General features: G+C 61.0%; 25 protein-coding genes, 1 tRNA gene and 1 other RNA gene. 14 read left to right on the top strand and 13 right to left on the bottom strand.

Annotation, left to right across the window (positions count from 1 at the left end; genetic code table 11):
* The first annotated feature begins 4 nt into the window (after nucleotides 1-4).
* Nucleotides 5-700, top strand: coding sequence for a GNAT family N-acetyltransferase (locus ABDX79_RS08935; protein ID WP_346219933.1), 696 nt, complete (start codon nucleotides 5-7; stop codon nucleotides 698-700).
* 15 nt (nucleotides 701-715) lie between these two features.
* Here ABDX79_RS08935 and ABDX79_RS08930 read toward each other — a convergent pair whose 3' ends face one another.
* On the bottom strand, nucleotides 716-1,375 hold the full coding sequence (locus ABDX79_RS08930; protein ID WP_346220114.1) for an arylesterase: 660 nt from the start codon (nucleotides 1,373-1,375) through the stop codon (nucleotides 716-718).
* A 70-nt stretch (nucleotides 1,376-1,445) separates the two neighbouring features.
* On the opposite strand from ABDX79_RS08930, the gene ABDX79_RS08925 reads away from it, so the two are divergent.
* From ABDX79_RS08925 to ABDX79_RS08890, 8 genes are all read left to right on the top strand, one after another.
* Nucleotides 1,446-2,150, top strand: a complete 705-nt coding sequence (locus tag ABDX79_RS08925; protein WP_346219932.1) for an ABC transporter ATP-binding protein — start codon at nucleotides 1,446-1,448, stop codon at nucleotides 2,148-2,150.
* On the top strand, nucleotides 2,147-4,765 hold the full coding sequence (locus ABDX79_RS08920) for an ABC transporter permease (RefSeq protein ID WP_346219931.1): 2,619 nt from the start codon (nucleotides 2,147-2,149) through the stop codon (nucleotides 4,763-4,765). Before ABDX79_RS08925 ends, ABDX79_RS08920 begins: the two co-directional genes overlap by 4 nt.
* Before the next feature lie 144 nt (nucleotides 4,766-4,909).
* Complete coding sequence (locus tag ABDX79_RS08915; protein ID WP_346219930.1) at nucleotides 4,910-6,661, top strand: hypothetical protein; 1,752 nt, start codon at nucleotides 4,910-4,912, stop codon at nucleotides 6,659-6,661.
* Nucleotides 6,662-6,913: 252 nt separating this feature from the next.
* Nucleotides 6,914-7,672: a Bax inhibitor-1/YccA family protein gene (locus ABDX79_RS08910; protein ID WP_346219929.1), complete on the top strand. Its 759-nt coding sequence runs from the start codon at nucleotides 6,914-6,916 to the stop codon at nucleotides 7,670-7,672.
* A gap of 147 nt (nucleotides 7,673-7,819) precedes the next feature.
* On the top strand, nucleotides 7,820-8,386 hold the full coding sequence (locus ABDX79_RS08905; RefSeq protein WP_346219928.1) for a GNAT family N-acetyltransferase: 567 nt from the start codon (nucleotides 7,820-7,822) through the stop codon (nucleotides 8,384-8,386).
* A 213-nt stretch (nucleotides 8,387-8,599) separates the two neighbouring features.
* Nucleotides 8,600-9,475, top strand: a complete 876-nt coding sequence (locus ABDX79_RS08900) for an SDR family oxidoreductase (protein ID WP_346219927.1) — start codon at nucleotides 8,600-8,602, stop codon at nucleotides 9,473-9,475.
* Nucleotides 9,476-9,685: 210 nt separating this feature from the next.
* A complete protein-coding gene (locus tag ABDX79_RS08895; protein ID WP_346219926.1) occupies nucleotides 9,686-10,072 on the top strand; it encodes a hypothetical protein in 387 nt (128 codons plus the stop codon).
* Nucleotides 10,062-10,679, top strand: coding sequence for a GNAT family N-acetyltransferase (locus ABDX79_RS08890; protein WP_346219925.1), 618 nt, complete (start codon nucleotides 10,062-10,064; stop codon nucleotides 10,677-10,679). Before ABDX79_RS08895 ends, ABDX79_RS08890 begins: the two co-directional genes overlap by 11 nt.
* A gap of 319 nt (nucleotides 10,680-10,998) precedes the next feature.
* Here ABDX79_RS08890 and ABDX79_RS08885 read toward each other — a convergent pair.
* Both ABDX79_RS08885 and cpdR read right to left on the bottom strand, forming a co-directional pair.
* Nucleotides 10,999-11,073, bottom strand: a tRNA-Val gene (locus ABDX79_RS08885).
* 110 nt (nucleotides 11,074-11,183) lie between these two features.
* Nucleotides 11,184-11,549: a cell cycle two-component system response regulator CpdR gene (cpdR, locus tag ABDX79_RS08880; RefSeq protein ID WP_346219924.1), complete on the bottom strand. Its 366-nt coding sequence runs from the start codon at nucleotides 11,547-11,549 to the stop codon at nucleotides 11,184-11,186.
* A 291-nt stretch (nucleotides 11,550-11,840) separates the two neighbouring features.
* Between cpdR and ABDX79_RS08875 the strand changes: the two genes are divergently transcribed.
* Nucleotides 11,841-12,668: an N-formylglutamate amidohydrolase gene (locus ABDX79_RS08875; RefSeq protein WP_346220113.1), complete on the top strand. Its 828-nt coding sequence runs from the start codon at nucleotides 11,841-11,843 to the stop codon at nucleotides 12,666-12,668.
* A gap of 118 nt (nucleotides 12,669-12,786) precedes the next feature.
* Here the strand turns inward: ABDX79_RS08875 and hemH are convergent, their stop codons facing one another.
* The 6 genes from hemH to ABDX79_RS08845 all read right to left on the bottom strand — a co-directional run bounded on the left by hemH (nucleotide 12,787) and on the right by ABDX79_RS08845 (nucleotide 19,100).
* A complete protein-coding gene (gene hemH, locus ABDX79_RS08870) occupies nucleotides 12,787-13,848 on the bottom strand; it encodes a ferrochelatase (protein WP_346219923.1) in 1,062 nt (353 codons plus the stop codon).
* A 280-nt stretch (nucleotides 13,849-14,128) separates the two neighbouring features.
* Nucleotides 14,129-14,494, bottom strand: a complete 366-nt coding sequence (locus ABDX79_RS08865) for a hypothetical protein (RefSeq protein WP_346219922.1) — start codon at nucleotides 14,492-14,494, stop codon at nucleotides 14,129-14,131.
* Between the two features lie 191 nt (nucleotides 14,495-14,685).
* Nucleotides 14,686-15,120 carry a nuclear transport factor 2 family protein gene (locus ABDX79_RS08860; protein ID WP_346219921.1) on the bottom strand — a complete coding sequence of 145 codons (435 nt, stop codon included), beginning with the start codon at nucleotides 15,118-15,120 and terminating at the stop codon, nucleotides 14,686-14,688.
* Between the two features lie 102 nt (nucleotides 15,121-15,222).
* Nucleotides 15,223-16,668 carry a homospermidine synthase gene (locus tag ABDX79_RS08855; RefSeq protein ID WP_346220112.1) on the bottom strand — a complete coding sequence of 482 codons (1,446 nt, stop codon included), beginning with the start codon at nucleotides 16,666-16,668 and terminating at the stop codon, nucleotides 15,223-15,225.
* A gap of 148 nt (nucleotides 16,669-16,816) precedes the next feature.
* On the bottom strand, nucleotides 16,817-17,158 hold the full coding sequence (locus tag ABDX79_RS08850; RefSeq protein ID WP_346219920.1) for a zinc ribbon domain-containing protein YjdM: 342 nt from the start codon (nucleotides 17,156-17,158) through the stop codon (nucleotides 16,817-16,819).
* Between the two features lie 130 nt (nucleotides 17,159-17,288).
* A complete protein-coding gene (locus ABDX79_RS08845) occupies nucleotides 17,289-19,100 on the bottom strand; it encodes a M3 family oligoendopeptidase (RefSeq protein WP_346219919.1) in 1,812 nt (603 codons plus the stop codon).
* Between the two features lie 251 nt (nucleotides 19,101-19,351).
* Between ABDX79_RS08845 and ABDX79_RS08840 the strand changes: the two genes are divergently transcribed.
* Nucleotides 19,352-20,788, top strand: coding sequence for a sigma-54-dependent transcriptional regulator (locus ABDX79_RS08840; RefSeq protein ID WP_346219918.1), 1,437 nt, complete (start codon nucleotides 19,352-19,354; stop codon nucleotides 20,786-20,788).
* 381 nt (nucleotides 20,789-21,169) lie between these two features.
* Nucleotides 21,170-22,732, top strand: coding sequence for a peptidoglycan L,D-endopeptidase MepK (locus ABDX79_RS08835; RefSeq protein ID WP_346219917.1), 1,563 nt, complete (start codon nucleotides 21,170-21,172; stop codon nucleotides 22,730-22,732).
* Nucleotides 22,733-22,937: 205 nt separating this feature from the next.
* On the opposite strand, the gene ABDX79_RS08830 is transcribed toward ABDX79_RS08835, so the two are convergent.
* From ABDX79_RS08830 to ssrA, 4 genes are all read right to left on the bottom strand, one after another.
* A complete protein-coding gene (locus ABDX79_RS08830; protein WP_346219916.1) occupies nucleotides 22,938-23,180 on the bottom strand; it encodes a ribbon-helix-helix domain-containing protein in 243 nt (80 codons plus the stop codon).
* A complete protein-coding gene (locus ABDX79_RS08825; RefSeq protein ID WP_346219915.1) occupies nucleotides 23,177-23,401 on the bottom strand; it encodes a DUF4169 family protein in 225 nt (74 codons plus the stop codon). The genes ABDX79_RS08830 and ABDX79_RS08825 overlap by 4 nt, the downstream gene beginning before the upstream one ends.
* Nucleotides 23,402-23,419: 18 nt before the next feature.
* Complete coding sequence (locus tag ABDX79_RS08820; RefSeq protein ID WP_346219914.1) at nucleotides 23,420-23,986, bottom strand: SspB family protein; 567 nt, start codon at nucleotides 23,984-23,986, stop codon at nucleotides 23,420-23,422.
* 56 nt (nucleotides 23,987-24,042) lie between these two features.
* Nucleotides 24,043-24,418: a transfer-messenger RNA gene (ssrA, locus tag ABDX79_RS08815) on the bottom strand.
* 196 nt (nucleotides 24,419-24,614) lie between these two features.
* Here ssrA and ABDX79_RS08810 point away from each other — a divergent pair.
* Complete coding sequence (locus tag ABDX79_RS08810) at nucleotides 24,615-25,409, top strand: thymidylate synthase (protein ID WP_346219913.1); 795 nt, start codon at nucleotides 24,615-24,617, stop codon at nucleotides 25,407-25,409.
* On the top strand, nucleotides 25,406-25,945 hold the full coding sequence (locus ABDX79_RS08805) for a dihydrofolate reductase (protein ID WP_346219912.1): 540 nt from the start codon (nucleotides 25,406-25,408) through the stop codon (nucleotides 25,943-25,945). The genes ABDX79_RS08810 and ABDX79_RS08805 overlap by 4 nt, the downstream gene beginning before the upstream one ends.
* Nucleotides 25,946-26,140: the final 195 nt, after the last annotated feature.

Here is a 26,140-nt window from a genome sequence, read left to right as displayed (position 1 = left end):
TCCCATGGCACTCAATGCCAACATGTCTCCAGCTCTCGCCGATATCGAAAGTCCGCAAGCGCTAACTGTCGCGAATCGCGAATGGATTACGATCAGACGCCTCCATCCCGGCGAAAACGACCTCTTTCTCGCGCATCTCGAACGTCTCGATCCGCAGGCAAGACGGTCTCGCTTCGGTCATCTCGTTGGTGAGAAATTTCTTAAATCCTACGCAGGTCGCTCGCTCGCCGACGACACGGTGGTCGAGGGGTTGTTCGTTCAGGGCGTGTTGAGAGGCGTCGCCGAACTCAGACTGTCAAGCGACGACAAACAGGAGGCCGAGGCGGCTTTCTCGATCGAGACCGCGTTTCAGGGCAAGGGCCATGGCGGCCGGTTGTTCAAGCTTGTCGTCGATGCTGCGCGCAATCGCGGCGTGACGCAGCTTCGCATCCAGTGCCTGCGCGAGAATAGCCGCATCCGGGCACTGGCGCTCAGGCACGGTGCAACGCTGATCGCGCATGGCGAGGAACTCGTTGCGGAATTGCCGGCCCATCCGGCCGATCTCGCGAGTGTCCGGACTGAATTGCGCCAGGAGGCCGAAGCCTTGGCCCATGTCTTCTTCGAGTGGCGTCTCGCGAGGTGGAAGCGTTGGGCCACCCCGTTTCTTGCCGCCAGCGGCATGGCGCGTTCGCTCGGCCAGATGTTCGGCACGAGGATCTGATACCCGCCGAAGTGTTCAGTTCTCGGCGGACTGCTGATCGAGCGCCTTGGTCACCGTCGGCATGATATTGTCGACGATGACCCCGACGCCCTCGGCGTTCGGATGCATCTTGTCGGCTTGATTGAGATTGGCTTCCGCCGCGACGCCCTCCAGGAAAAAGGGGTAGAACGTCACGTCGTACTTTTTCGCCAGTTCAGGGAAGATCGGGTTGAAGCGCTGGGCGTAGTCCTCGCCCATGTTGGGTGGGGCCAGCATGCCTGCCAGAATGACGGTCTGTCCGCGCTCTTTCAGCTGAGCGAGGATTTTCGACAGGTTTTCTCGCGTGATCTTCGGGTCGACGCCGCGAAGGGCGTCGTTGGCTCCAAGTTCGACGATGACGAGATCGGCGCTTTCAGGCACCGACCAGTCGAGCCGCGCCAATCCGCCGCTGGTCGTGTCGCCGGATACGCCGGCATTCGCCACGGTGATGTCGTAGCCTTTCTCGCGCAGTGCGGCCTGGAGCTGTTCGGGAAAGCTTTCCCCGGGGCCAACGCCATAGCCGGCGGAGAGGCTGTCTCCGAAAGCGACGATCTGTCGCTGCGATGGTGCGCCAGCGTCCTGAGCCGGCGCGGGCATCGACATAACGAACGGTAACAGAAGCGTCAGGAAGGCGAGAGCCGGTTGGAAGCGCTGCACAACGAACCCCATATGGAAGGTGAAGCGCGGATCCGCGCCCTGATATTTATCCATATAGGTTGAGTGCGATTTGGCGGAACCTGCGATCCGATTACGAAACGTTCATCTCACGCTTGGCAGTGGGGCGAGTTCAGTTCACGTTCTCAAGGGCATCGATCTCGATGTCGAACGCGGTCACTCCGTCGGCATCGTCGGGCCGTCCGGCTCCGGCAAGTCGACACTTCTCATGGTGCTCGCCGGGTTGGAACGCGCGGACGAAGGCGAGGTCGCGATTGCCGGCAAATCCCTCGTGGGCCTGTCGGAAGACGAGCTTGCTGCGTTTCGCGGCAGGAATGTCGGTATCGTGTTTCAGTCCTTCCATCTCATTCCGAACATGACGGCGCTTGAAAACGTCGCTGTGCCGCTCGAACTTGCCGGTGCACCGGACCCGTTCGGACGGGCTCTCAAGGAGCTTGAAAATGTCGGGCTCAAGGATCGTGCAACGCACTATCCGGGCGAACTTTCCGGCGGCGAGCAGCAGCGCGTCGCCATGGCGCGGGCACTTGCGCCCGAGCCCGCGATCCTCATTGCCGACGAGCCGACGGGCAATCTCGATCAGACGACCGGCCGGCAGATCGCCGATCTTCTCTTTGCCGAGCGCGAGCGTCGCAACATGACCCTCGTTCTCGTCACCCACGATCCGAACCTTGCCCATCGCTGCCAGAGGGAGGTCGGCGTGCGCTCCGGCCGGATCGAAGGCGATCGCACCGAAACCACGCGTGACGCCGCCGAATGACAGCCATCGACGCCGATACCTCCCAGGCCCGCAAGGCTGGAACCGCCGATGCGGGCCTCTTGCCGACCATGCGTCTTGCATGGCGCTTTGCAGCACGCGAGATGCGCGGCGGCCTGAACGGCTTCATCATTTTCCTGCTGTGCATCACGCTGGGCGTCGGTGCCATCGCGGCGGTCAATTCCGTCGCCTCGATGATGAGCGACGGCATCGCCCGCGAAGGCCGTGCGATCCTTGGGGGCGACCTGCGCTTCCAGCTCGTCCAGCGCGATCTCACGCCGGAAGAGGCGAGCTATATCGACGGGCTTGGAGAGGTTTCGAGGACCGCCGGATTGCGGTCGATGGTCCGCCTTGAGGATGGTTCAGACCAGTCTCTGGCGGAGGTCAAGGCGGTCGATAGCGCCTACCCGCTCTATGGTTCGGTCGATACGACGCCACCGATCGCACTCAAGACCCTGTTCGAGGAGCGCAACGGTCGATACGGCGCGATCGCCGCCCAGGAGCTTTACGACCGGCTGGGCGTCGAGCCCGGCGCGATCGTGCGGCTTGGTGACGCGGAAATCGAGCTGACCGGCGTCCTCAATCGCGAGCCGGACATCCTCTCCGACGGCTTTGCCTTCGCGCCGCGCCTGATGATGTCGCGTGCGGGCCTTGATGCAACCGGGCTCATTCAGCCCGGCAGCCTCGTCGAATACGATTGGCGCGTGCGCCTGCCGGCCGGCAGCAATGCCGAAGAGTTGGCGGATCAAGCGCGCGAAGAATTTCCGACCGCTGGCTTCCGCATCCGAACCGCCGAAGACGCCGCGCCTTCTCTTCAACGCAATATCGAACGCTTTTCGCAATTCCTCACGCTTGTCGGTCTGACCGCGCTCATCGTCGGCGGTGTCGGCGTCGCGAACGCCGTCCGGGCCTATCTCGACAGCAAGCGGCCGGTGATCGCGAGCTTCAAGAGCCTCGGCGCGGCCGGACGTCTCGTCGTCTTCGTCTATCTGTTCCAGATCATGACGCTGGCTGCCGTTGGTGTGGTCATGGGGCTCATTCTTGGGGCAATCGCTCCGTTCCTGACGGCAAGCTTCCTTGAAAGCGTCATCCCGGTCGGGGCGTCCGCCTCCTTCTATCCCGGCGCTCTGGCGATTGCCGCGCTGTTCGGTTTTCTCACCGCGCTGACCTTCGCACTGCTGCCCCTTGGGCAGACGCGGGACGTTGCCGCGACAGCGCTTTTCCGCGATGCCGGAGCGAGCGCGACCGGGAAACTGCGCTGGACCTATGTGATCGCCACAGGCATTCTTGCCCTCTGCATAGCCGGGCTCGCCCTCTTCATGGCGCGCGACAAGCAGATCGCCCTGACCTTTCTTGGTGGGACGGCGGCCTCTTTCGTCATCCTGCGCGCTGTCGCGATCGGCGTCATGGCGCTGGCGCACCGGGCGCCGAAGGTGAAATCGACGCCGCTGCGGCTTGCTCTTGGCAACATCCATCGGCCGGGTGCCCTCACGCCGTCCGTCGTGCTGTCGCTGGGGCTTGGGCTGACGCTGCTCGTGACGCTTGCGATCATCGACTACGATCTGAGGCAGGAGGTCGGGACGGGTCTTGCGTCCCGTGCTCCGAACTTCTTCTTCGTCGATATCCAGAACAACGAGATCGACCAGTTTCGCCAGACGGTGGAAGAGGTCGCACCCGGATCGACGCTCGACGCCGTGCCGATGCTGCGCGGCCGGATCACCCGTCTCGGCGATCAGGATGTCGCGACGATGGAGATTCCGGAGGAGGGCGGCTGGGTTCTTCGCGGTGATCGCGGCATCACTTATGCTGCCGAACTGCCGGAAAATTCCGCGCTCTCGGAAGGGGAATGGTGGCCGAAAGACTATGACGGCCCGCCGCTCGTCTCCTTCGCGGACGAAGAGGGGCGCGAACTCGGCCTGAAGGTTGGCGAGACGATTACCGTCAATGTCCTCGGCCGGTCGATCACGGCGGAGATCGCCAACTTCCGGGTGATCGAGTGGCAGGACTTGTCCATCAACTTCGTGATGGTATTCTCGCCGAACACGTTCGAAGGCGCACCCCATGCCTGGCTTGCGACCCTGACACTCGATGACGGCGGCGCGGATCGCTCCAATGCCGATGTCGCGGCGCGCGAAAAGCAGATCGTGAACACGATCACCAACGCTTATCCGGCCGTGACCACGGTTCGGGTCAAGGATGCGCTCGATGCCGTCAATTCACTCATCGCCCAGCTTGCGCTGGCGATCCGTGTTGCGGCAGGTGTCGCGCTGGTCGCCTCGGTGCTCGTGCTGGCAGGGGCTCTTGCGGCCGGCAATCGCGCGCGTGTCCACGATGCCGTGGTTCTAAAGACGCTCGGCGCGACGCGGGGCACGCTTATCAGGGCCTTTGCGACCGAATATGCGCTGCTTGGCCTTGCGACCGGCATCTTCGCCATCGGAGCGGGTGCGATCGCATCCTGGTTCGTCGTCGACAAGATCATGACGCTGCCGTACATCTTCGACTGGACGGTCGCGTTGACGACGCTCGTGGTGTCGCTCGTTCTCACTGTCGGCTTCGGACTTGCCGGAACGTGGCGCATCCTGGGCCAGAAGGCAGCGCCCATCCTGCGCAATCTGTGATCGGGTCAATACTTGATAAACGATAGTCTCTGTCACGCGGCGGCAATAATTGCCGTCGCGTACGGCAATTAACGTAAAGTTCGATCTTCTTTCCGATTGTTCATCGAATATCTCGATGCAATCGAAAGACGAAGAGCTTTTTCCATGGTCCTTCGGCAGTTCATGCCGGTCGCGCTTTTTATCTCGGCCGTTGCCGCCATCCTAGCCGCGCTGACCCTTCCCCTCATGGGGCCGATCGGCCCGTTCTACTGGGATACGGTGATCTACTACGATGCCGCCGCCCGCATCGCGAACGGACAGGTCCCCAGCGTCGATTTCCAGACCCCCGTCGGCCCGCTTGGATACTGGCTGTTCTACATTGTCATGCAGTTCGCACCGGATGCTCAAGGGCTCTATGCCGCTTCCTGGTCGACGCTTCTCGTCACTGGGCCCATCATGGCGCTGGTCGTCGCTGAAGTGGGGCGGAAGGCTCCGGGTAAAGCGGCGATCATCGCCGTTCCGTTTCTCTTTTTCTCCGTCCTGCCGTTCAATATCGAGCAATTCTATCCCTATCCGGGCGCTGACGGCTTCGGGATCTACAACCGTCAGACGAGCCAGCTTCTCTACGTGCTTCTGGCATCGCTTCTCTTCCTCAGCCGCCCAATTTTCTTGGTGCTGTCGATCGCCCTGGTACTGCTTGCCCTCTTCCTGATGAAGATTACCGGCTTCGTCGTGGCTCTGCCCCTTGTGGCGCTTGCGGCCGTGACCGGGCGTCTGTCCCTGAAGGGGGCGGGCGGCGTCGCCGCGATCTTTTCGGGGTTCCTGCTTGCGCTTGAGGTCACCACTGGCCTCGTCTCGGCCTATGTCGAAGACATCATCGAACTACTCGTGATGAACGAGCACTCCCTCATCCTTGGCGTCGCCAAAGCGATGGTTACCCATGCCAGTATCGTTCTGACCACAATCGGCCTCGCGATCTGCCTCTTCTGGATCGATCGCGCGGTCTGGCTGCAGAGGCTCGATGCGGTGGTGACGCATCGCTCCTGGAGTGCGGTGAGGGCCAGCCTCGACAGCCCGGTCGCCTGGCTGGGCGCGGCGCTCGTCGCCGGTATCCTCTTTGAATCCCAGAACTGGGGCGGCCAGGCATTCATCTTCCTGTGGCCGGCCGTCGTCTTCTGTCTCTCACGCATCAAGAGCTGGAAGCGCGGAGGGCATTTTGCCGTGGCAGCCTTCGCAGCTGCGACACTTCTGCCGCCGGTGACCGAAATCGGTGGCCGCGCCGTGCGCAGCTACGTGGCACAGTTGCACTATGTGACACTCGACGCCCCTGAACTCGGGCCCCTCGCTCGCGTCACCCAGCATAAGGACGTCTTCGCGCGCGCCGGTTTGATGCGCGATCTCTCCGTCGATCATCCAGATTTCTATGCGAGCGTCGCGGACGCGAACGCGCTGCCGAACTTTCTGCTCTATGCGGAGCCGGAGTTTCAGGCGAACTGGCTCGAAACCATCGCGGCGGGCGTAAACGCGATCGAGCGTTACGAGGCCCGCACAAACGAGCGGTTCGAGACGATCCTCTCGCTCAATTTCGTCAACCCGTTTCCCTATCTCATGGAACGGCAGGCGCCGCGTCACGTCTCGATCGGCGCCGATCCGTTCCGCACCATTCCGCAACCGGACGCCGAGACTATAGCAGCACTTCAAAACACCGATTTGGTCCTCTGGCCGCGGTGTATCGTAACGAACGCAAATCGCCGTATCCGCGACATCTATCAGCCGGGCCTCGAGAACCGGCGTCGCATCCGCCTTTCGCGCTGTTGGGATGGTCTCGTTCCTGCTGGATCGACCGTGCTCGAAGCCGATCTGCGCACAGAAGGAAGAGCCGCGTCTAAGGCGCATCGTCTTCATCGCAAACAGTAACGTTTGTGATGACATGAGCGCGGTGGCGCAATGTTTACAATAGTGACGAAAACTTCACGTCGATGTCACCCAAATTGCTCTGAAAACGCCCTCAAGGCCCGCCGAAACTCTTGTTTCGAGGCTTTTCGCATCGCATATTGAGGCCATCGCTGGGCGTCCCGCCAGCGGCCCTTGATCAACCCGCTCTCTCTCTTTAGTCGAGAGCCAACATCGAGCACCCGACGGGACACTCGTACAAGGATTTGAACGAATATGGCTGACTATCGGAATACCAGCGCGCGGCATGTGCCTGCTGCCGGTACACGAGCGGATATCGACCAGGGCCTGCGCAGCTACATGCTGAAGGTCTACAACCTGATGGCAGGCGGCGTGGCTCTGACGGGCGTCGCCGCTTACGTCATGTATATGCTGGCCTTCGTGACCAACGAGGCCGGCCAGGTCGTCGGTTACACGGAACTCGGCGCGACCCTGTTCGGCTCGCCGCTGAAATGGGTGATCATGCTCGCCCCGCTCGGCATGGTCTTCTTCCTATCGTTCCGGGTCCACAAGATGAGCGTCTCGGCAGCGCAGACTACCTTCTGGGTCTATGCCGCGATGGTTGGTGTGTCCCTGGCCTCGATCTTCGCCGTCTTCACCGGCGAATCGATCACCCAGGTCTTCTTCATCACGGCGGCTTCCTTCGGTGCGCTGTCGCTCTGGGGCTACACCACCAAGCGTGACATTTCGGGCTGGGGTTCGTTCCTGCTCATGGGCGTGATCGGCATCGTCATCGCGATGATCGTGAACATCTTCCTCGCCTCGCCGGCGCTGCAGTTCGCGATCTCCGCAATCGGCGTGCTCGTCTTCGCGGGGCTCACCGCCTACGACACGCAGCAGATCAAGGAAATGTATTACGAGGGTGACGGTCGGGAAGTTGCCGGTCGCAAGGCCGTCATGGGCGCGCTGCGTCTGTACCTCGACTTCCTGAACATGTTCCTCTTCCTGCTGCAGCTGTTCGGCAACCGCAACTAAGCGGTTTTGAAGAGCTGGTCCCCAACCGGCGGATCGGGAAATTCTTAAAGGGCGGCCTTCGGGTCGCCCTTTCTTCGTTTCAGGATAGAGAGATTGCCGCTATCAGTCCCGTCTGGCTTTTCTGATCAACGAACAAGGATGCTGGCCGTGCAGTCCACCGATGTCGCAATCCGTTCCGCATCCAACGCGGATATCGCCGCCATTACCGCGATCTACGAGGATGAGGTCCTTAACGGGACGGCGACCTACGAGCTGGTGCCACCAGACCAGTCGGAAATGCTGCGGCGGTTCGAAGGGCTCGTCGGCAACGACTATCCGTACATCGTGGCGGAAGCAGCCAACGGCATAGTATTGGGCTATGCCTATGCCGGGCCGTACCGGCCGCGCCCGGCCTATAACTGGATGGTCGAGGACACGATCTATCTTGCCCGGGAGGCGAGGGGGCAGGGGATCGGCACGCGCCTGTTGACGGAGCTCATCGGGCGTTCGCAGACACTTGGATTCAGACAGATGATCGCCGTCATCGGCGGCTCCGACAATCACGGCTCCATGCGCGTCCATGCCGGGCAGGGCTTCGAAATGATCGGGACCATGAGGGCGACGGGGCTCAAATTCGGCCGCTGGATCGATACCGTCCTCATGCAGCGATCGCTCGGCGAGGGCATGGAAACCATCCCGGACAAGAACGCCTATCCTGGCACGATCGGACGGTAGATCCGTTCACCGCAGCTTACGCCGGCGCATTTCGCGCCTATGGCGGATTTCGCGGGAAACATCGGGTCGCGCGGCAGCTGGATCGATGCGTCTGGTATGCGAAGGTCCTCAGGCCATCATGCCACGTGCCGGATCGATCACCGTTCAGGCTCTGGCCTTGCCGGACGTTCGCAAACGATCCAGTTTGTTCGGACTAACGAAAAAGGGGGAAACATGGCCGCTGAAACTCTCAAAGGCAAAACGATTTTCATGTCCGGTGGATCGCGGGGTATCGGTTACGCGATTGCCCTTCGGGCCGCACGAGATGGCGCGAACGTGGTCATCGCCGCAAAGACCGACAAACCGCATCCGAAGCTGCCGGGTACGATCCACACGGCCGTCGAGGATATCGAAAAGGCAGGTGGACAGGGTCTTGCGACTGTCTGCGACATCCGTGAAGAGGATCAGGTCAAGGCAGCCGTCGCGAAAGCGGTCGAGCGTTTCGGCGGTCTCGATATCTGTATCAACAACGCCTCCGCGATTCAGCTCACCGGAACGCTCGAAACCGAGATGCGGCGCTATGACCTGATGAACGAGGTCAATGCGCGCGGAACCTTTCTCGTCTCGAAGACGTGCCTGCCGCATCTTCTGAAGGCGGCCAATCCCCATATTCTCAATCTTGCGCCGCCGCTCGACATGACGGCGAAATGGTTCGCGCGCCACACGGCCTACACCATGGCGAAGTTCGGCATGTCCATGTGCACGCTGGGAATGGCGGCCGAGTTCAGGGAACAGGGCGTTGCCGTCAACTCGCTCTGGCCGTTGACGGCGATCGATACGGCTGCCGTGCGCAACGTGCTCGGCGGCGACCAGATGGCGCAGATGAGCCGCAGTCCCGAGATCGTCGCGGACGCCGCCCATGTCATTCTGACCCGGCCGTCGCGGGAGACCACCGGAAATTTCTTCATCGACGAGGTGCTGCTTCGCGAAGAGGGCGTGACCGACTTCTCGCAATACGGACCCGAAGGTGGCGGCGATCCGGTTGCCGATTTCTTCGTGCCGGATGAGATCTTCGAGAGCCTCCCCACCAAGGTTCGCCAGATGTTGTGAGGGCATGTCCGGCCCATGGCGCGAGACCTGATGTCGGGCTCGGTTTCTCACGCCACGGTCGTGTGAAGCCGCTCTGGAGTTTTCGAAAAACGGTGCCCGATTTCCGGTCCGATACTTTCGATGCCGGACCCGCAAGGTCCTGCCCTTGACGCAACGTATCTTCGCCTTCAATCAGCATGACATGCATTTTCGCAGCGCGGAGAACTGACCTTGGCTCGCACCTTCTCTCTCATCGTCATCGCTTTAGCGGGGCTCTCCAGCCTTTCCGCCTGCGTCAGCGCGGGCAGTGGCGATGTGAGCCCGCAGACCCTCGCCGAGCGCTGGACCGGCAAGCCGGTCGATGATTTCTTCGCCCAGTATGGCAGTCCCTTCGCCGAATACGGTCAGCGCGGTGGCGGAGTTCGCTACACCTGGCGCAAGCGCTATACCGCACCTTCGGCAGCGGGGGCTGACGCACCTGAGGTTCGTGTCTGCGAGATCGATCTTTTGACGGATGCCAGCGATCGGATACGCTCGATCGGTGCGACCCGAAATTCGAAGATCCGCGCGGACGAAACGCCCTCGTGCGACGGTGCATTCCGTTCTGATGCCGCTTGAGAGTGAAAAGCCGACCGTCCGGCGCCTCAGCGGTGAGGAGGTGCTGGACGTTCTCGGTGATGTCGCGCGCCTGAGAACCCGTGTCTTCCGGGCCTATCCGTATCTTTATGACGGTGATCTGGACTACGAGGCCGAATATCTGAGGACCTATGCCGAGTCCGATGGCGCTGTCGTGACTCTCGCGACATCGCCGGACGGCGCGGTGGTCGGGGCATCGACCGCGTCGCCTCTTGCCGATCATCAGCCACAGCTTGCCGAGGCATTCGCGTCCAACGGGATCGATCCGGGCGACGTCTTTTACTGCGCCGAGTCGGTGCTGCTTCCCGAATGGCGCGGATTTGGAATCGGGCATGCCTTCTTCGACGAACGGGAGGCGGCGGCGCGCGAACAGGGCTATTCCATCGTTTCGTTCTGCGGCGTCGTGCGCCCCGACGATCATCCGATGAAACCGGACGATTACCAGCCTCTCGACGGATTCTGGATCAAGCGTGGCTATCGCCGTGTCGAAGGAATCGAAGCCCCGATGTCCTGGCGGGATATCGGCGAGGCGGACGAAAGCGAGAAGCCGATGCAATTCTGGATACGGCGTCTCGATTTGAGCGGATAGAGGCGCCGGAGCGGGCGATGTCCGCCCCTTAGGCGCCGGATGCGCTTGAAGCATCCGTGGAAGCAGGGGGCGAAGCCGAATAGAAATCGCACGCTGAAGAATGCTCCTGGGTGCGATGCGTGCTTCAGGTGACCGCTGAAGCGTTGAGCCTCGGTTCGCTGATCTGCGACCGGTTATGGAGCTCGCTGAATGTCGCCGCTCAAGGATCAACGCGTCCCGGCAAACCATACCGGCAATGAATACCCGGGCTTTCCCACGATCGATCGACCGGTCGCAATGCGCGACGCTCAAAAGCTGATTTCAAGAATTGTGAGCCGGATGGTGGGCGTGACAGGGATTGAACCTGTGACCCCTTCGATGTCAACGAAGTGCTCTCCCGCTGAGCTACACGCCCATCCGACGAGGGGGCATAGACCATAGGCCTTTGTCCCGGTCAATAGGGTTCGGCGGGAAAATTATGGGCCGCCGAACCGATCGCAAAATGGCCTCCTGATGGATGGCTAATCAGGCGGCGTCTTCCAGCATCCGGCCGACTTCGTCGACGAGTTCACGCAGATGGAAAGGCTTGGACAGGATCTTGGCATCCTTCGGGGCCTTGGAGTCCGGATTGAGCGCGACAGCCGCGAAGCCGGTGATGAACATCACCTTCAGGTCGGGATCGAGTTCTGTCGCGCGGCGCGCCAGTTCGATGCCGTCCATCTCCGGCATGACGATATCGGTGAGGAGCAGAGAGAACGGTTCCTCGCGAAGGCGTTCATATGCGCTGCCGCCATTGTCGAAGGAAACCACTTCGTAGCCGGCGCGCTCCAGGGCCTTTGCCAGGAAACGGCGCATGTCGTTGTCGTCTTCCGCCAGAAGGATTTTCGTCATCGTCTTGATCCAGGTTATTAAGCCGGCAACGCCTTTAATTGCGCGCCTTCTTCTCGTTCGCGTATATATCAGAACGATGTCATAAAACCTAAAGAGATTGGAACTCTACGGTTAAGAGGCTATTTTCAGACAAGGTCCACAAACGGTCGCAAAGCTGATGCGGTCGCTCCCCAATCCACGTCTGCCGAATAGATCAGACGAACGTCTGAAGAGGCTGAGTTGAACTCCATTCCGACCATTACGACCGCTGAGGGCGAAAAGCCCGCCTTCGTGATCCGCAGGCCGGACGAGATGACGACGCCCCTGATCTTCTGTTCGCCCCATAGCGGGCGGGATTATCCCGTTTCCTTCCTTGAGCGTTCGCGGTTGCCGTCCAATCTCATCCGACGCTCGGAAGACCTGTTCATCGATGATCTCTACCACTTCGTGACGGATCTGGGCGCGCCGATGATCGCCGCGCAATTTCCACGCGCTTTTCTCGACGTGAACCGGGAGCCTTATGAGCTCGATCCGGCAATGTTCGATGGCCCATTGCCCGACTACGTCAACACGCGCTCGATTCGCGTCGCAGGCGGTCTGGGCACCATCCCGAAAATCGTCGCGGAGAACACCGAGATCTATCGAGGGCCGATGAGCGTCGAGGAGGGTCTTGAGCGCATCGATACCTATCACGGCAGCTTCCACGCGGCCCTTGCGGACCTGATTGCGGAAACGAAACGCGTTCACGGCGTCGCGATCCTGATCGACTGCCATTCGATGCCGTCAAACGTGAAGCCGGCAGTCGGCACAAGGCGCTCGAACATCATTATCGGCGACCGATATGGGACGAGTGCCGCGGCGCGCCTCGTCTCTTTCGTGACCTCGAGCTTTTCCCGCGCCGGTTACGACGTCATGCGGAACAAGCCCTATGCCGGCGGCTACATAACCCAGCGCTATGGCAGACCCGCGATCGGCGAGCATGTGCTACAGGTCGAGATCTCGCGCGCGCTTTATTCCGAAGAAATGGAATTTAAAAAGAGCGGCGATTTCTCGAAGGTCGCCCGCGATCTCAAGATGATCTTTTCCTGGGTGTCCCAGAAAGTGCGTGAAACCTATCCGAGCTCCATCGCGGCGGAATGAACCATTTGTGGTCTTATGCCGGCGGCCTTATGAAACCGTTGGTTTCAACGGCCCCTCGGTATGGGCCAAAGCCCGATTGGAAGAGCGGGACAACCGTACCAGCTGCCTCTGGCGGCGATTACTCCACCCAGCCTTTGAGTTCCCGGCGGACGAGAGATTCGATCACATCCATGCCCGGCTCGGAATCGTTGAGGCAGGGGATATGCGTGAAGTTCTCGCCACCGGCCTCGTGGAAGATTTCTCCCGCCTCGCCGGCGATCTCTTCTAGTGTTTCCAGGCAATCCGATACGAAGCCGGGGTTGAAAACGGCGATATTCTTGATGCCTTCCTTGGGCAGGGCTTCCACCGTCTTGTCGGTGTAGGGCTGCAGCCACTCTTCCGGCCCGAAACGCGACTGGAAGCAGGTCATCAGCCGTCCGGGCTCCCAGCCAAGACGCGCTTCGAGAAGACGTGACGTCTTCTGGCAATGGCAATGATAGGGATCGCCCTTCCTGAAATAGCTTTGCGGAATGCCGTGATAGGAGGCGATCACGCGCTCGGGCGTGAAGTCGAGCGTGGCGAGATGGCTCTCGATCGATTTGGCGAGCGCGTCGATATAGACCGGCTCGTCGTGATAGGCCGGCACCGTACGAACCGCCGGCATCCAGCGCTGCGCCATCATGTGCTCGAAGAACTTGTCGTTCACCGTGGCCGTGGTCGAGGCCGAGTATTGGGGATAGAGCGGGAAGACCAGAATGCGCTCGCAGCCCTGTTCCATCAACGCGTCGGTCCGCTCGGCAATCGAGGGCTGACCGTAGCGCATCGCCCAGTCCACAACGACGTTCTGATGCATCGCCATGCGCTCCTTCAGCTTTTCGCCCTGGGAGCGCGTGAAGGTGCGAAGCGGCGACTCGTTCAGCTCGTTGTTCCAGATCTCGGCATAAGCCGCACCGGATTTCTTCGGCCGCGTGTTCAGAACGATCCCGTAGAGAATCGGATACCAGGCGATTTTCGGCCACTCGATGACGCGGCTGTCGCTCAGGAACTCCTTGAGATACCGGCGCATCGGCTTGAAATCCGTGCCGTCCGGCGTTCCGAGATTGACGAGCAGCACTCCCACCTTTGGCGAGCGGACCACGGGATGGTCTGCGGGGAGGGGGCCGATGGCCCGGTCGGCCATGGTTTTCGTCAACGCGTTCATCAGATCAGCCTTTGCATATGCCGGTCGAAAGAGGCTTGGCGATATCCTGCGCGGATTGCATCAGGATTCGTAAGCTCTGATTGGGAGCCAGAGCAGTAAGCCAGTCCGATATAATCAATTCGCAACGCGATGAAACGTGGCGAAGGCGCGCAAATGGGTGAAAAGTCCGTACAGGGCGTTTCCGGTCGGCCTCTATCAGCCTTCAAAGCCGTTCAAAAGAAGAAAGGCACGCCGGGACGAAACCCGAGCGTGCCTCCCAGCCTCTTCGGTGCTGGCTCGATCAGGCGCGCTGAAGCTCGAATCGGTTTCCGGTCGAGGTCGCGCAGGAGAGCGTGTTCGGGGCGGTCTGGTTGCAGTTTGCGGCAACCTGGACGTCGCGGGTCGTCGGCGAATAGACGATGCTGATCTGGCCGGGACCGAGATCGGAATAGGTGCCCTGTGCGAGAACGGCGCCGGTGCCCTGCTCGGTGGACGTAAAGCGGCCTGCGTTGAAGCTTGCCGTGTAGTTCACCGGACCGCCGACGGAGTTCCAGCGACCGTCTATGCCCTGCGGTGCCTGCGGCGGCAGGGTTTCGGTTCCGCCGAGCTGGCAGGCCGATACGAAAGCAGTCGAGAGAAGTGCGGCGGCAAGCGCGATACGACGCATGAAGTTTGAACTCCTGATGTCCATTGGGCGGTGCGCGCGAAACGCAGATCCGCAATTGGAGACAATCTTAAGCAATTCTTTTCAATCGCGTGAAGCGGAAATGCGGGCGCCGCGCAATCGTGGTTAATGATCGACGGATGAGGGCGGTCAATCAGCGTCGAACGCCGCACGAGTGTATCCGCGCAGCGTTCTTATCCCTTGCGTCTCGGCAGAACCGAATGGATCGAGCTCAAGGTCTCCAGCGACTTGATGCGATCGTCACCGGCAAAGCCGACCCAGTACATGGTTGTGCCGGTCACGATGGTCTGCGTGCTTTCGTCGCGGCGCGACCAGTCGCAACGGCTCGCGGCTTCGTCGCCTTCGCAGATCAGGCCCCGCATCTCGTAGGACATGTAGCTGGCGCGCTTCATCAGCTCTTGCAGAAACGCGCTCGTCTCCTCTTCGCCCGCGAGATGGAATTCACCTTCCATTCGCTCGAACCACGGGGCGTCGATGACACCCGCATTGCTGCGTTGGAGAAAGACGGCTCCCGGATAAAAGCGCTTTGCGATCGAGCCGATCTCACCGGTCATCACAGCGCGCATCACGTCTTCGACCGCTTTCCTGCGTTCGTTCAGATCAGCCATTCGCTCCCACTCCAGCAGACCCGCATGAGCCGGTCCGCTGTCGTAAATGTCGAACGCCGGCCAGGTTCATTACTTTGGAACGCTTGTTATAACATGTAATTCTTAGCGGACTAGAATATTGCGGAACTGCCATGGGTCGTTTTCGTCGATATCCTCAGGAAAAAGACCTGGACGGTCGGTCAGCGGCGTCCAATCCGTATAGTAGCCATTAACGGGACCAAGATAAGGCGTCTGCACATGGAGGCAGCGCTTGTAATCCATCTCGTCGGCTTCGACGATGCCCGATTCCGGATTCTCAAGAGCCCAGACCATGCCCGCCATCACGGCCGACGTGACCTGCAGTCCTGTAGCATTCTGATAGGGCGCGATTCGCCGGGTTTCTTCGATCGACAGCTGCGAGCCATACCAGTAGGCGTTGCGATCGTGGCCGTAGAGAAGCACGCCCAGTTCGTCGATGCCGTCCATGATCTCGTTCTCGTTGAGAACATGCAGCTGGCTTTGCGTCTTGCCAGCGGCACCGAACAGTTCGTGCAGTGAGAGCACGGCATCGTTCGCGGGATGGTAGGCGTAATGACAGGTTGGACGGAAGGTAACCTCGTCCTTCTTGTTTCGGTGGGTGAAGTAATCCGCGATGGAAATTGACTCGTTATGCGTCACGAGGAAGCCGTACTGGGGGCCGGGGGTCGGACACCAGGTTCTGACGCGGGTGTTCGCGCCGGGCTGTTCGAGATAGATCGCAGCCTGACAGCCCTTCTTGTGCCCCTTGGCGTTCTTCGGCTTCCACTTTTCGTGGGTGCCCCAACCAAGCTCGGACGGCTGCATGCCTTCCGACAGGAAGCCTTCGACGGACCAGGTGTTCCAGAACACGTTCATCGGCTTTGGGTTATAGGCGCGCTGGGTGTCGCGCTCGGCGATGTGAACGCCCTTCACGCCGGCCTTCTTCATCAGCTTGGCCCAGCCATTGCGATCGTCAGCGGCGGGTTCGTCGAATTCGAGACCGACCGCTTTCGCGACATCGACGAGGCCCTGCTTGACGAACCAGGACACCATGCCCGGATTGGCCCCACAGCAGGAAACGGCCGTCGTGCCGCCCGGCGACTTCATCTTTTCCTTCCGCACGGTCTCGCGCAGGGCGTAATTCGTGCGATCGGCATTGGACATCGTCTTGTCGAAGTAGAAGCCGAGCCAGGGCTCGACGACCGTGTCGATGTAGAGGACGCCAAGCTCACGGCAGAGCTTGATGAGGTCGAGCGAGCCGGTGTCCACCGAAAGGTTGACGCAGAAGCCCTGTCCCTCGCCCTCCGTCAAAAGCGGGGTGAGCAGTTCGCGATAGTTCTGTTTCGTCACCGCCTGATTGACGAAGCGGATGCCGCGTTGATCGAGCAGGTAGCGATCGGCATCGTTGGGGTCCACGACGATGAAACGCGAGGGATCGTAATTGAAATGGCGCTCGATGAGCGGAAGCGTTCCCTTGCCGATCGAACCGAAGCCGATCATCACGATGGGACCGGAAATCGTGGCGTGGGTCGGATAGTCGGGATGGGCCATCATAATCCTCTTGTCTCGGCGCCTTCGCGGCATGACGGGCGGCCGACACTCTTGGGTTCGGCCTGTTACGGGCTGCGCTAGACGGTTTCTTGGTCAATGTGAAGAGGCGGAAATCGATGGCTGCGCGCCGCTCTTCGACTGGCTCACGTCAGGCTTTGCGAACAAATTCCGACTTGAGCTTCATCGCTCCGATCCCGTCTATCTTGCAATCGATGTCGTGATCGCCGCCGACAAGACGGATATTCTTGACCTTGGTGCCGACCTTCACGACCTGGGATGTGCCTTTGATCTTCAGATCCTTGATGACGACGACCGTGTCGCCGTCGGCGAGCGGTGCGCCATTGGCATCCTTGATCTCGTCGTCCGCCTTGGCCGCGCCGCCCGGCGCATCCGCCGACCATTCATGCCCGCATTCGGGGCAGATCAGCGACTGGCCATCTTCATAGGTCAGGGCCGAGCCGCAGTTCGGGCAATTGGGCAATTCGCTCATGATCGTTTCACTTCGTCATCAAAGGCAAGGGCCGGATCGAGCGCCCATGACGGACGCCCGCTCCGGCCCATAGCAGCCTTCACGATCCAGTGATAGCGACGCGCGCCCTCTGCGCGCAGGACCCTCGAAATCAGTCCATCTTTTCCAGTTCGTCGATGAAGCCCGAAATCATCTGCAGACCGCGCGACCAGAAGGCCGGGTCGGAAGCGTCGAGGCCAAAGGGGGCGAGAAGCTCCGAATGGTGCTTCGTGCCACCCGCCTTCAGCATCGCGAAATACTTCTCCTGAAAGCCGTCCTCGGCGTTTTCGTAGACCGAATAGAGCGAGTTCACGAGACAGTCGCCGAACGCATAGGCGTAGACGTAGAAGGGTGAATGGATGAAATGCGGGACATAGGTCCAGTAGGTCTCGTAGCCGTCGCCAAGGCGAACGGCCGGGCCGAGGCTCCGGCTCTGGACCGACAGCCAGATCTCACCGATCCGCTCGGACGTTAGCTCACCTGACCGGCGTTCCTCGTGGAGCGCCCGCTCGAACTGGTAGAACGCGATCTGGCGCACCACCGTGTTGATCATGTCCTCGACCTTGGAGGCGAGCAGCGTCTTTCGTTCTTCCGGCGTCTTTGCCTGGGCGAGAAGCGAGCGGAAGGTGAGCATCTCGCCGAAGACCGAGGCCGTCTCCGCGAGCGTCAGCGGCGTCGCGGCCATCAGCGCACCCTGATCGCCCGCCAGCACCTGATGGACGCCGTGGCCGAGTTCATGGGCCAGCGTCATCACATCCCGCGGCTTGCCCATGTAATTGAGCAGGACATAGGGGTGAACGCTCGGCACCGTCGGGTGCGCGAAGGCACCCGGCGATTTGCCGGGACGCAGCGAAGCGTCGATCCAGCTTCTGTCGAAAAAGCGCTCGGCGATCTCCGCCATGTCCGGCGAGAAGCCGGAATAGGCCGAAAGCACGGTCTTGCGCGCATCGTTCCAGGAAATGTCGCGGCGCTTGGCGTTCGGAAGCGGTGCGTTGCGGTCCCAGAATTCGAGCGCATCGAGGCCAAGCCACTCTGCCTTCATCGCGTAATAGCGGTGCGAAATCGAGGGATAGGCCTGTGTCACCGCGGTGTTGAGCGCATCGACGACCTCGCGCTCGACCCGGTTCGCCAGATGGCGGGAGTCGGCGACATCCTCGAAACCGCGCCAGCGGTCGGAGATTTCCTTGTCCTTGGCCAGCGTGTTGGTGATCAGCGTGAAGGTGCGCAGATTGCGGGAAAAGACATTGGCGAGTTCCGTCGCAGCCTTGCGGCGCTTGTCGCGGTCCTCGTCCTGAAGAAGGTTGAGCGTCGATTCGAGGGCGAGATCGTCACCATCGACGGTAAAGCGCAGGCCGGTCAGCGTCTCGTCGAAGAGCCGGTTCCAGGCGCCTGCGCCGGTGATGCCCTTTTCGTGAAAAAGCTCTTCGACACGGTCCTCGAGCTGGAACGGTTTGTCCTTCCTGAGGTCGACGAGCCAGGGCCGATAATGGGCGAGATGCGGCTCAGCGTCCATGGCGCCGTCCATCACCGCATCCTCGATACGGTTGAGTTCGAGCGTATAGAAGAGAAGGTGAGTCGAGATATCGGTGACGGCGCCCTGGATATCGCCGTAGAACTTCGCGCGGACCGGATCGGACGTGTCGCCCGCATAGATCAGGCCGGCATAGGAGATGATCCGTCCGAGCAGTTCCTCGAGCTTCTCATAGTCGCGAACCGATTGCGCGAGCGAGGCCGGGTCGTTTTTTGCCAGGCCCTCGAGTTTGCCTTTCCAGTTCTCCTTGAACAGCGCCGCATCCTGCCGGGCCCGGTTGAGATCGCTCTGCAGCTCGGGTGAATCCATCGCGGGATAGAGATCGTCGAGGCTCCATTCGGGAAGATCCGAGGTCCCGACGGATACCCTTTCGGCGGCGGAGCTAACGGACATGGAGAAGCGGTTCGTCATGGGCAGAGCCTGATCGTTTCATATGAGAGTTCGGCGAAAAGCCCTAAGGCCATACGCTCGCATGTCCTCTAGATAAACGCTCGGACGGTTTTCGCTAGTTCCGAATTTCCTTCAATTTGAGCGAATCTCCTCAGTCATCGTTTGCCGCGTTTCTTGAGATGGCCTTCAGGGCCCGCGTGCCAGTTTGGGTCAACCCCGCACCAGAAGGGGACAAGTCAACAAGGGTACGGACAATGGCACGACAAGTCTTGGTGGTCGACGACGATCCGATCCAGCGGCGGCTACTCGATGCCCAGATCTCGCGCATCGGCCTTCAGCCGATCCATTGCGACGGCGGGCGGGCGGCGCTCGATATTCTCACCAGTCAGAAGGCGCGCGACGTCGCGGTCGTCGTGCTCGATCTTCTGATGCCCGACAAGAGCGGCCTCGAGGTGATGGCGGAGATGCGCAAGCGCCGCATCGAGATCCCCGTTGTCGTGCAGACTGCCAAGGATTCGGTCGAAACGGTCGTTGCGGCGATGCGCTCCGGTGCGTTCGACTTCGTGGTCAAACCGGTTTCGCCCGATCGCCTTCGCTCCGCGCTCACCAGCGCCTTGCGCATGCTTGATACGCGCTCGAACCCCATGCGCGTTCCCGCCACCCTGCAGCAGGCAACGATGCCCGAACCCATGGCTTCGGTGGTTTTAAGCGCGGCCAAGGCGGCGCGGTCCACCATCCCTGTGCTGATTGGTGGCGAAACCGGCGTCGGTAAGGAATGGATCGCCCGGGCCATACAGAACTGGGGCCCACGCGCGGGCAAACCCTTCGTGACGGTCAACTGCGGAGCCCTGCCGTCGGATCTCGTCGAGAGCATCCTGTTCGGCCATGTAAAGGGCGCCTTCACCGATGCCGCCCGCGAGCATATCGGCAAATTCCGCGAGGCCGATACCGGCACGCTGTTTCTCGATGAGGTCGGCGAACTCACACCGGCGGCTCAGGTCAAGCTGTTGCGGGTGATCCAGGAAGGGCTCGTCGACCCGGTCGGCGCCGATGCGCCGGTCAACGTGGATGTGCGCATCCTGTCCGCGACCAATCAGTCACTGGTGACCGCCGTCGCAGAGGGCCGGTTCCGGGAAGATCTCTATTACAGGCTCAACGCCTTCGAGTTGACGGTTCCGCCCCTTCGCCTGCGACGGCAAGAAATCCGCAGCCTGGCAAACGCGTTCCTCCAGCGCTTTGCCGAGACAGAGCCCCAGTCGCCCGCCCGGCGTTTCTCTCCCGCAACCCTTGATCTTCTTGAGAGCTTCGACTGGCCGGGAAACATCCGCCAGCTCGAGAACATGGTGCACCGGGCCGTCGTCATGGCCGAGCGGGAAACGCTCCAGCCGGCCGATTTCGATGCGTTGCTCCTTGCCAACAACGCGCAGCAGGCGGTTGAACGTACCAACACGCCCGATCGGCCGATGATGCTGGAACTGGCCGAAGAAGCGCAGCCCTGGCAGGGCGGTACCAGCGATCTCCTGCGCGATGGTCGGGGCGAGCTGAGGAAACTCGACGAGATCGAAGCCGACATCATCCGGATCGCGCTCGCCCAGTATAATGGGCATATGAGCGAGGTCGCGCGCCGGTTGGGGATCGGCCGCTCGACGCTTTACCGCAAGCTACGCGAATACGACATCTCAGCCCCTTGAGGCCCATGTCTGCGGTCATTCCGCTTCCCGCGAGATTTGCTGGTTTTAGACTATCTGCGGGCGCGATTTTACGGCGAACCGCCCGGTCATTCGGGGCGGCTGTCTCAGAGTCATGTGCGGCCCGGTTTGTGCTGCGATGCAAAAAATCTTGATCGCAAACGCGCTTCACCCGTTTTGCAATGATCAGGACCCGTTGGGGATATTTTAACCTTTACCCAACCTTAACTCTTCTCCAATAAAGTCGAAAAATGCGGCCAAGGTGTCATTCTTATGCCGCAGTTCACAGCGAACTGTGGCGTCAATGATAGCGGCAATCCGCTGACGTAACGGTGTCTTGGGGGATACGAGGCACCGGAACGCTCGATCGGAAGGGGATGGGCTTTGAAATTTGCAACCACCGCCGCGCGCCTGCGCCACTGGGCCATTGCCCTTGTCGCATGTGCCACAGTTTTTGCCGCGTTCGGGCCTGCGACGGCATCGGCCGAGACGCGCACACTGAAATTCTACAATCTGCACACCAAGGAGCGCGGCAGCTTCGCCTACAAGCGCAATGGCCGCTACGATCAGGGTGAGCTCAAGAAGATCAACTGGTTCCTGCGTGACTGGCGCAAAGGCAAAGCCACCACGATGGACCCGCAGCTGCTGGACCTGATCTGGGAGGCTTACCGGCAGGCCGGTGCGCGCGATTACATCAACGTTGTCAGCGGCTACCGCTCTCCAGCCACCAACGGCATGCTGCGCCGGACCCGTGGCGGGCAGGCCAAGAAAAGCCAGCACATGGTGGGCCGGGCTCTCGATTTCTTCATTCCCGGCGTCAAGCTTTCGACGCTTCGCGCGATCGGTCTCAAGATGCAGGTCGGCGGCGTTGGCTTTTACCCCAAATCCGGCTCTCCCTTCGTTCATTTCGACACGGGCAATGCCCGTCACTGGCCAAGGATGAGCCGGCGCGAGCTCGCTGCCGTGTTCCCGAACGGCGGAACTGTTCACGTTCCGTCCGATGGTAAGCCGCTTCCCGGCTACCAGCAGGCGCTTGCCTCCTACAAGCAGCGCCGCGCGGCGGGCGATCTTCAGGTCGCTAACGCCTCTTCGTCTTCCGGTGGCGGAAAGACGCTTCTCTCCATGCTCTTCGGTGGCGGGGCCGACGAGGAAGAGGATAATGCCGAGGCCATCCAGGTGCCGACGCAGGTTGCCCGGGCTCAGCGGCAGCCGCAGCCGCAGGCTCCGGTCGTCGCCAGCGTCGTTCCGACCTCCCGGCCGAGCAACTCCGCGCCGCGTCCGGCAGCCGTCGCAATGCTCGATGCCGGCTTTGATACCAGCCGCGACCGCCGCAACGATCCTGCTGCCGCAGTCAATGGCGAACTGGAAGAAAGCCAGGTCGCTTCGCTCGATCCGAGCAATATCCCTGCGCCACGCTGGGCTCCGGCCCGCTCGGTCCCCGCGACGGTTCAGAACAGCACGCCGGAACGGGCAGCTCCCTCTCCCGATGCGACGGCTGCGATGATCGCCGCGCTTGAGAGCCAGGCCCAGGACGAAAAGCGGATCGGTTCGGAACTCGCCTATGCGGTTCCAACCCCGAGCGGCCGCCCCGCCTTCAGCTCCGTGTTGAAGAACGAGGTCGCCGCGATCGTCCCGAAAGATGCGCCGAAAGCGCCACCAGCAATGCGCCAGGTCTCGTTGCCGCAGCCAAGCCTTCGTCCGAAGCATGAACCTGCCGCGTCAACTTCAAGCACTGCTGCTGTGAAGCCTGCGACCGATAAGAGGGCTGTTGCTGCCGTGACAGCCGCCCTCGAACCGAAGAAGAAGCCGATTGCCGAAAAGGGTGGATGGCCGCTTCGCTTCCTGCACTCCGAGGCCGGTCAGGCCGCGAGCCGCGATCCGCTCGTCAGGATCGAGAGCGAGGACGACATCAACGCCCGCATCGAGGCGGCAGTCTCCTTCGATTGAGCGTGATGTCCGCTCGGGCTTTTAGAAATCAATCGCTTCAAACTGATAAGCGGCGCTCCCTCGGGGGCGCCGTTTTCGTGTTCGGGTGTGGTGCGCGTCAATGAGGTCAAGAGAAAGAGTTCGCGTATCCGCGAAGCGGCTCAGCCCCCATGGACGGGAGAAATTACTCGGCATCGATCAGCCAATCATTCGTCCGCTGATCCAATTATGTACTGCGCGTGCCGTCGCTGCTGTCGTCGTGGCGCGCGAGTGCCTCTTCCAGAATATGGACGCGGAGAGCCGATGAGAGATTGATGGTTACATCCCGCGTCTCGTCGATCTTGGCCACGAGCTCGGCGACGCTGACGGCCTGCTCTTCGGCAAGCTGGTTCAGCCGGCGCCAGAACGCTTCCTCAAGGGTGATGGAAGTTCGATGACCGCGAATCGACAGGGAACGCTTGATGGTCACGCCGGATCGTCCGGCGCTTCTGCATCGTCTCTGGAGGTGAGTTGACCGCGATCGCGCTTGTGACCATCGAGGGCCTGATGCGCCCTGGATCGGAGCGCATCTTCAAGCGATTTGAGCCTTGCCGGCGTTCCGAATTTGATGCGGTTGTCCGCTGCCTCGGCCTCGCGGTCGATGCGGGCCTTGGCTTTTCGCGCACGTCTCAGATTGACGATGTCGCCCATTCCGTGGTGCCCGTCAGATCAGGGCTTCTTCCGAAACGCGTCGAGGGAGACGACCTGAGCATCCGGACGCTCTTCTTCGCCCGTATTCTCTTTATCGCCGTCATCGGCCGAAGCGCCGCCGCCGGCTTTTTCACGCACCGGGAGAGGGGTCGCCGAGAGCGCGCCGCCGGATGGCATATCGTCCTGCGTCATCTGATCGTCGGCGCCGTCCGAATTGGCCGCTTCGGTGCCGCGCACGTCGAATTCCAGTTCGAAATTGACAGACGGGTCGTAGAAACCGCGAACGGCTGAAAACGGGACGAGCAGCTTTTCCGGGATATCGGAGAAGGACAGGCCGATCTCGAAGGAGCTGTCGGTGACGTTCAGATCCCAGTATTGGTGCTGAACCACGATCGTCATCAGGTCCGGATACTTCTCGCGCAGACGCGAGGAGATCCGCACGCCGGGTGCGGAGGTGAGGAAAGTGATGAAGAAATGGTGCTCGCCCGGCAGGCCTGTTCTTGCAACCTCGCCGAGCACTTTCCGAATCACCCCGCGAAGGGCGTCCTGCGCAAGCACGTCGTAGCGGATGAGGTCTTGGCTCATGCCATGGTCCCGGTCTCGAAAATCGTCTGTGACGCTTTAGCAGGCGCCATGAGAAAAGTGGAGGCTTCTGTTGCCAGGCGCCTCCGGGCCCCGCCTAGGAGTGCGAACCCCCAGGGCTTGATTCGAAGCTATCGCACCGCTTACGCGGCGAGACGTGCTTCCGCATAGTTGTCGTTTGCAACTATTGATACGGCCCGATGACGGCGGAACCATTCCGAGCAAAAATTCGATCTTTACGCCCTCGTCGATCCTATTTCGCCCCCGCCGCATCACATCGTGCCCGCCTGGAAGGACGGTTTTGATGGGATGTGGTGGAGGCGCCGGGTACCGCCCCCGGGTCCGAAAGGTTTATTGCATCGAACGTTTATCGCCATAGCCGGAACAAGTCCGACACCGCGCAATATAGGGATAATAGTCCTGACTGGAAAGGGCATTTCCGCTGGCCTTCATGCCCGCCGGCGGTGCAGCCTCGCCCAGTCTGGAAATCCGACGCGCTTCGATCGTGAAATGACTCGACTTTCGCATCCCAGCCGTGGAATCGCTGAAACCGGATGCGAAAAGTGGTTTCGCCAGGTTATGGCACTTTGACCGATTTCGCCGAGGCTCATGCGACAATGCAGGTTTTACAGTGCGGCAATATCTCGATCTTCTGGAACGGGTCCTCGACCAGGGGGTGACCCGCGGCGACCGAACAGGGACGGGGACCCAGTCCGTCTTCGGACATCAGATGCGGTTCGACTTGTCTGAGGGCTTCCCGCTTCTGACGACCAAGAAGCTGCACATCCGTTCTATCGTTCACGAGCTTCTCTGGTTTTTGAAGGGCGATACCAACATCGCCTATCTGAAGATGAACGGCGTGCGCATCTGGGACGAATGGGCCGACGAAAATGGTGACCTCGGTCCCGTCTACGGTTCGCAGTGGCGGTCGTGGCCGGACTATGATGGCGGTCACATCGACCAGATCGCTGATGTCCTGATGGCGATCCGGACGAAACCGAACTCGCGCCGGCTCATCGTTTCGGCCTGGAACCCGGCGCTTGTCGACGAGATGGCGCTGCCGCCCTGCCACTGCCTGTTCCAGTTTTACGTGGCGGACGGCAAGCTTTCGTGCCAGCTCTACCAACGCTCGGCCGATATCTTTCTCGGCGTCCCGTTCAACATCGCATCCTATGCTCTCTTGACCCATATGATCGCACAGGCCTGCGACCTCGGCGTCGGTGATTTCGTTCACACGCTCGGTGATGCGCATCTCTATCTCAATCACCTCGAGCAGGCGCGGCTGCAATTGACCCGGACACCCGGCCCTTTGCCGGTCCTCAATCTCAATCCAGAGGTCCGCGATCTCTTCGCCTTCACTTTCGAAGACATTGCGATCGAAAACTACGAGGCGGCACCGCATATCGCGGCTCCGATCGCCGTATGAGCATGCGGTTCCGGATCGAATTCGTGGCCGTCGTCGCAGCTGCTAGAAATGGGGTGATTGGTGCGGACGGCGGCATGCCGTGGTCGATCCCGAGCGATCTGAAGCGCTACCGTCAGCTCACCATGGGAAAGCCCATGATCATGGGCCGCAAGACGCTTCAATCGATCGGCAGAGCGCTCGATGGACGCGACTCGATCGTTCTCACCCGCGAGCAGAGCCTGCCCATCGAGGGCGCGATCATCGCGAACGGACCGGGCGATGCGATGGCGAAGGCGATCCAGTGCGCCATGAACCGACGTGCCAATGAGATCGCCATCGTCGGCGGCGCCGAAATCTACCGCCTGTTCTGGGATGACATCGATCGGATCGCCCTCACCGAAATCGATGCCGAACCCGAAGGCGATGCGGTGTTTCCGCACATCGATGACGATGAATTCAAGCTTTTGTCAGAAGAGGACTGGACGCGCGGCGACCGGGACTCGGCGGCCACGCGATTCAAGTCCTACGCGCGAATACCCGACGTTCAACAAGATTAACGAGGTGCGACCAAATCGAATTGCAAGTGTCCGCAAGTCGATCGTTCACCCCTCAAAAGCGATCCTGCGCCGAAGGTCTTCGATTTTCCACCGCGCCGGACGCGCAAAACGGTCGCGGGCGCGTTGAAAGCAGAATTTGCAACTCTTATAAGAACCTGCAGACGGTTTAGAGCGAGCGGTGCTTTCTGCCCCTTC

Source organism: Fulvimarina fulva, from assembly GCF_039652615.1.
Lineage (GTDB): Bacteria > Pseudomonadota > Alphaproteobacteria > Rhizobiales > Rhizobiaceae > Fulvimarina.
This window is presented reverse-complemented; position numbering and strand designations above follow the sequence as displayed.

Excerpts from the sequence above, each read along its gene's own strand:
- ABDX79_RS08935 (WP_346219933.1), top strand. The coding sequence starts at position 5 with ATGGCACTCAATGCCAACATGTCTCCAGCTCTCGCCGATATCGAAAGT.
- ABDX79_RS08920 (WP_346219931.1), top strand. The coding sequence starts at position 2,147 with ATGACAGCCATCGACGCCGATACCTCCCAGGCCCGCAAGGCTGGAACC.
- ABDX79_RS08915 (WP_346219930.1), top strand. The coding sequence starts at position 4,910 with ATGGTCCTTCGGCAGTTCATGCCGGTCGCGCTTTTTATCTCGGCCGTT.
- ABDX79_RS08910 (WP_346219929.1), top strand. The coding sequence starts at position 6,914 with ATGGCTGACTATCGGAATACCAGCGCGCGGCATGTGCCTGCTGCCGGT.
- ABDX79_RS08900 (WP_346219927.1), top strand. The coding sequence starts at position 8,600 with ATGGCCGCTGAAACTCTCAAAGGCAAAACGATTTTCATGTCCGGTGGA.
- ABDX79_RS08890 (WP_346219925.1), top strand. The coding sequence starts at position 10,062 with ATGCCGCTTGAGAGTGAAAAGCCGACCGTCCGGCGCCTCAGCGGTGAG.
- cpdR (WP_346219924.1), bottom strand. The coding sequence starts at position 11,549 with ATGACGAAAATCCTTCTGGCGGAAGACGACAACGACATGCGCCGTTTC.
- ABDX79_RS08875 (WP_346220113.1), top strand. The coding sequence starts at position 11,841 with ATGACGACGCCCCTGATCTTCTGTTCGCCCCATAGCGGGCGGGATTAT.
- hemH (WP_346219923.1), bottom strand. The coding sequence starts at position 13,848 with ATGAACGCGTTGACGAAAACCATGGCCGACCGGGCCATCGGCCCCCTC.
- ABDX79_RS08865 (WP_346219922.1), bottom strand. The coding sequence starts at position 14,494 with ATGCGTCGTATCGCGCTTGCCGCCGCACTTCTCTCGACTGCTTTCGTA.
- ABDX79_RS08860 (WP_346219921.1), bottom strand. The coding sequence starts at position 15,120 with ATGGCTGATCTGAACGAACGCAGGAAAGCGGTCGAAGACGTGATGCGC.
- ABDX79_RS08855 (WP_346220112.1), bottom strand. The coding sequence starts at position 16,668 with ATGGCCCATCCCGACTATCCGACCCACGCCACGATTTCCGGTCCCATC.
- ABDX79_RS08850 (WP_346219920.1), bottom strand. The coding sequence starts at position 17,158 with ATGAGCGAATTGCCCAATTGCCCGAACTGCGGCTCGGCCCTGACCTAT.
- ABDX79_RS08845 (WP_346219919.1), bottom strand. The coding sequence starts at position 19,100 with ATGTCCGTTAGCTCCGCCGCCGAAAGGGTATCCGTCGGGACCTCGGAT.
- ABDX79_RS08840 (WP_346219918.1), top strand. The coding sequence starts at position 19,352 with ATGGCACGACAAGTCTTGGTGGTCGACGACGATCCGATCCAGCGGCGG.
- ABDX79_RS08825 (WP_346219915.1), bottom strand. The coding sequence starts at position 23,401 with ATGGGCGACATCGTCAATCTGAGACGTGCGCGAAAAGCCAAGGCCCGC.
- ABDX79_RS08820 (WP_346219914.1), bottom strand. The coding sequence starts at position 23,986 with ATGAGCCAAGACCTCATCCGCTACGACGTGCTTGCGCAGGACGCCCTT.
- ABDX79_RS08805 (WP_346219912.1), top strand. The coding sequence starts at position 25,406 with ATGAGCATGCGGTTCCGGATCGAATTCGTGGCCGTCGTCGCAGCTGCT.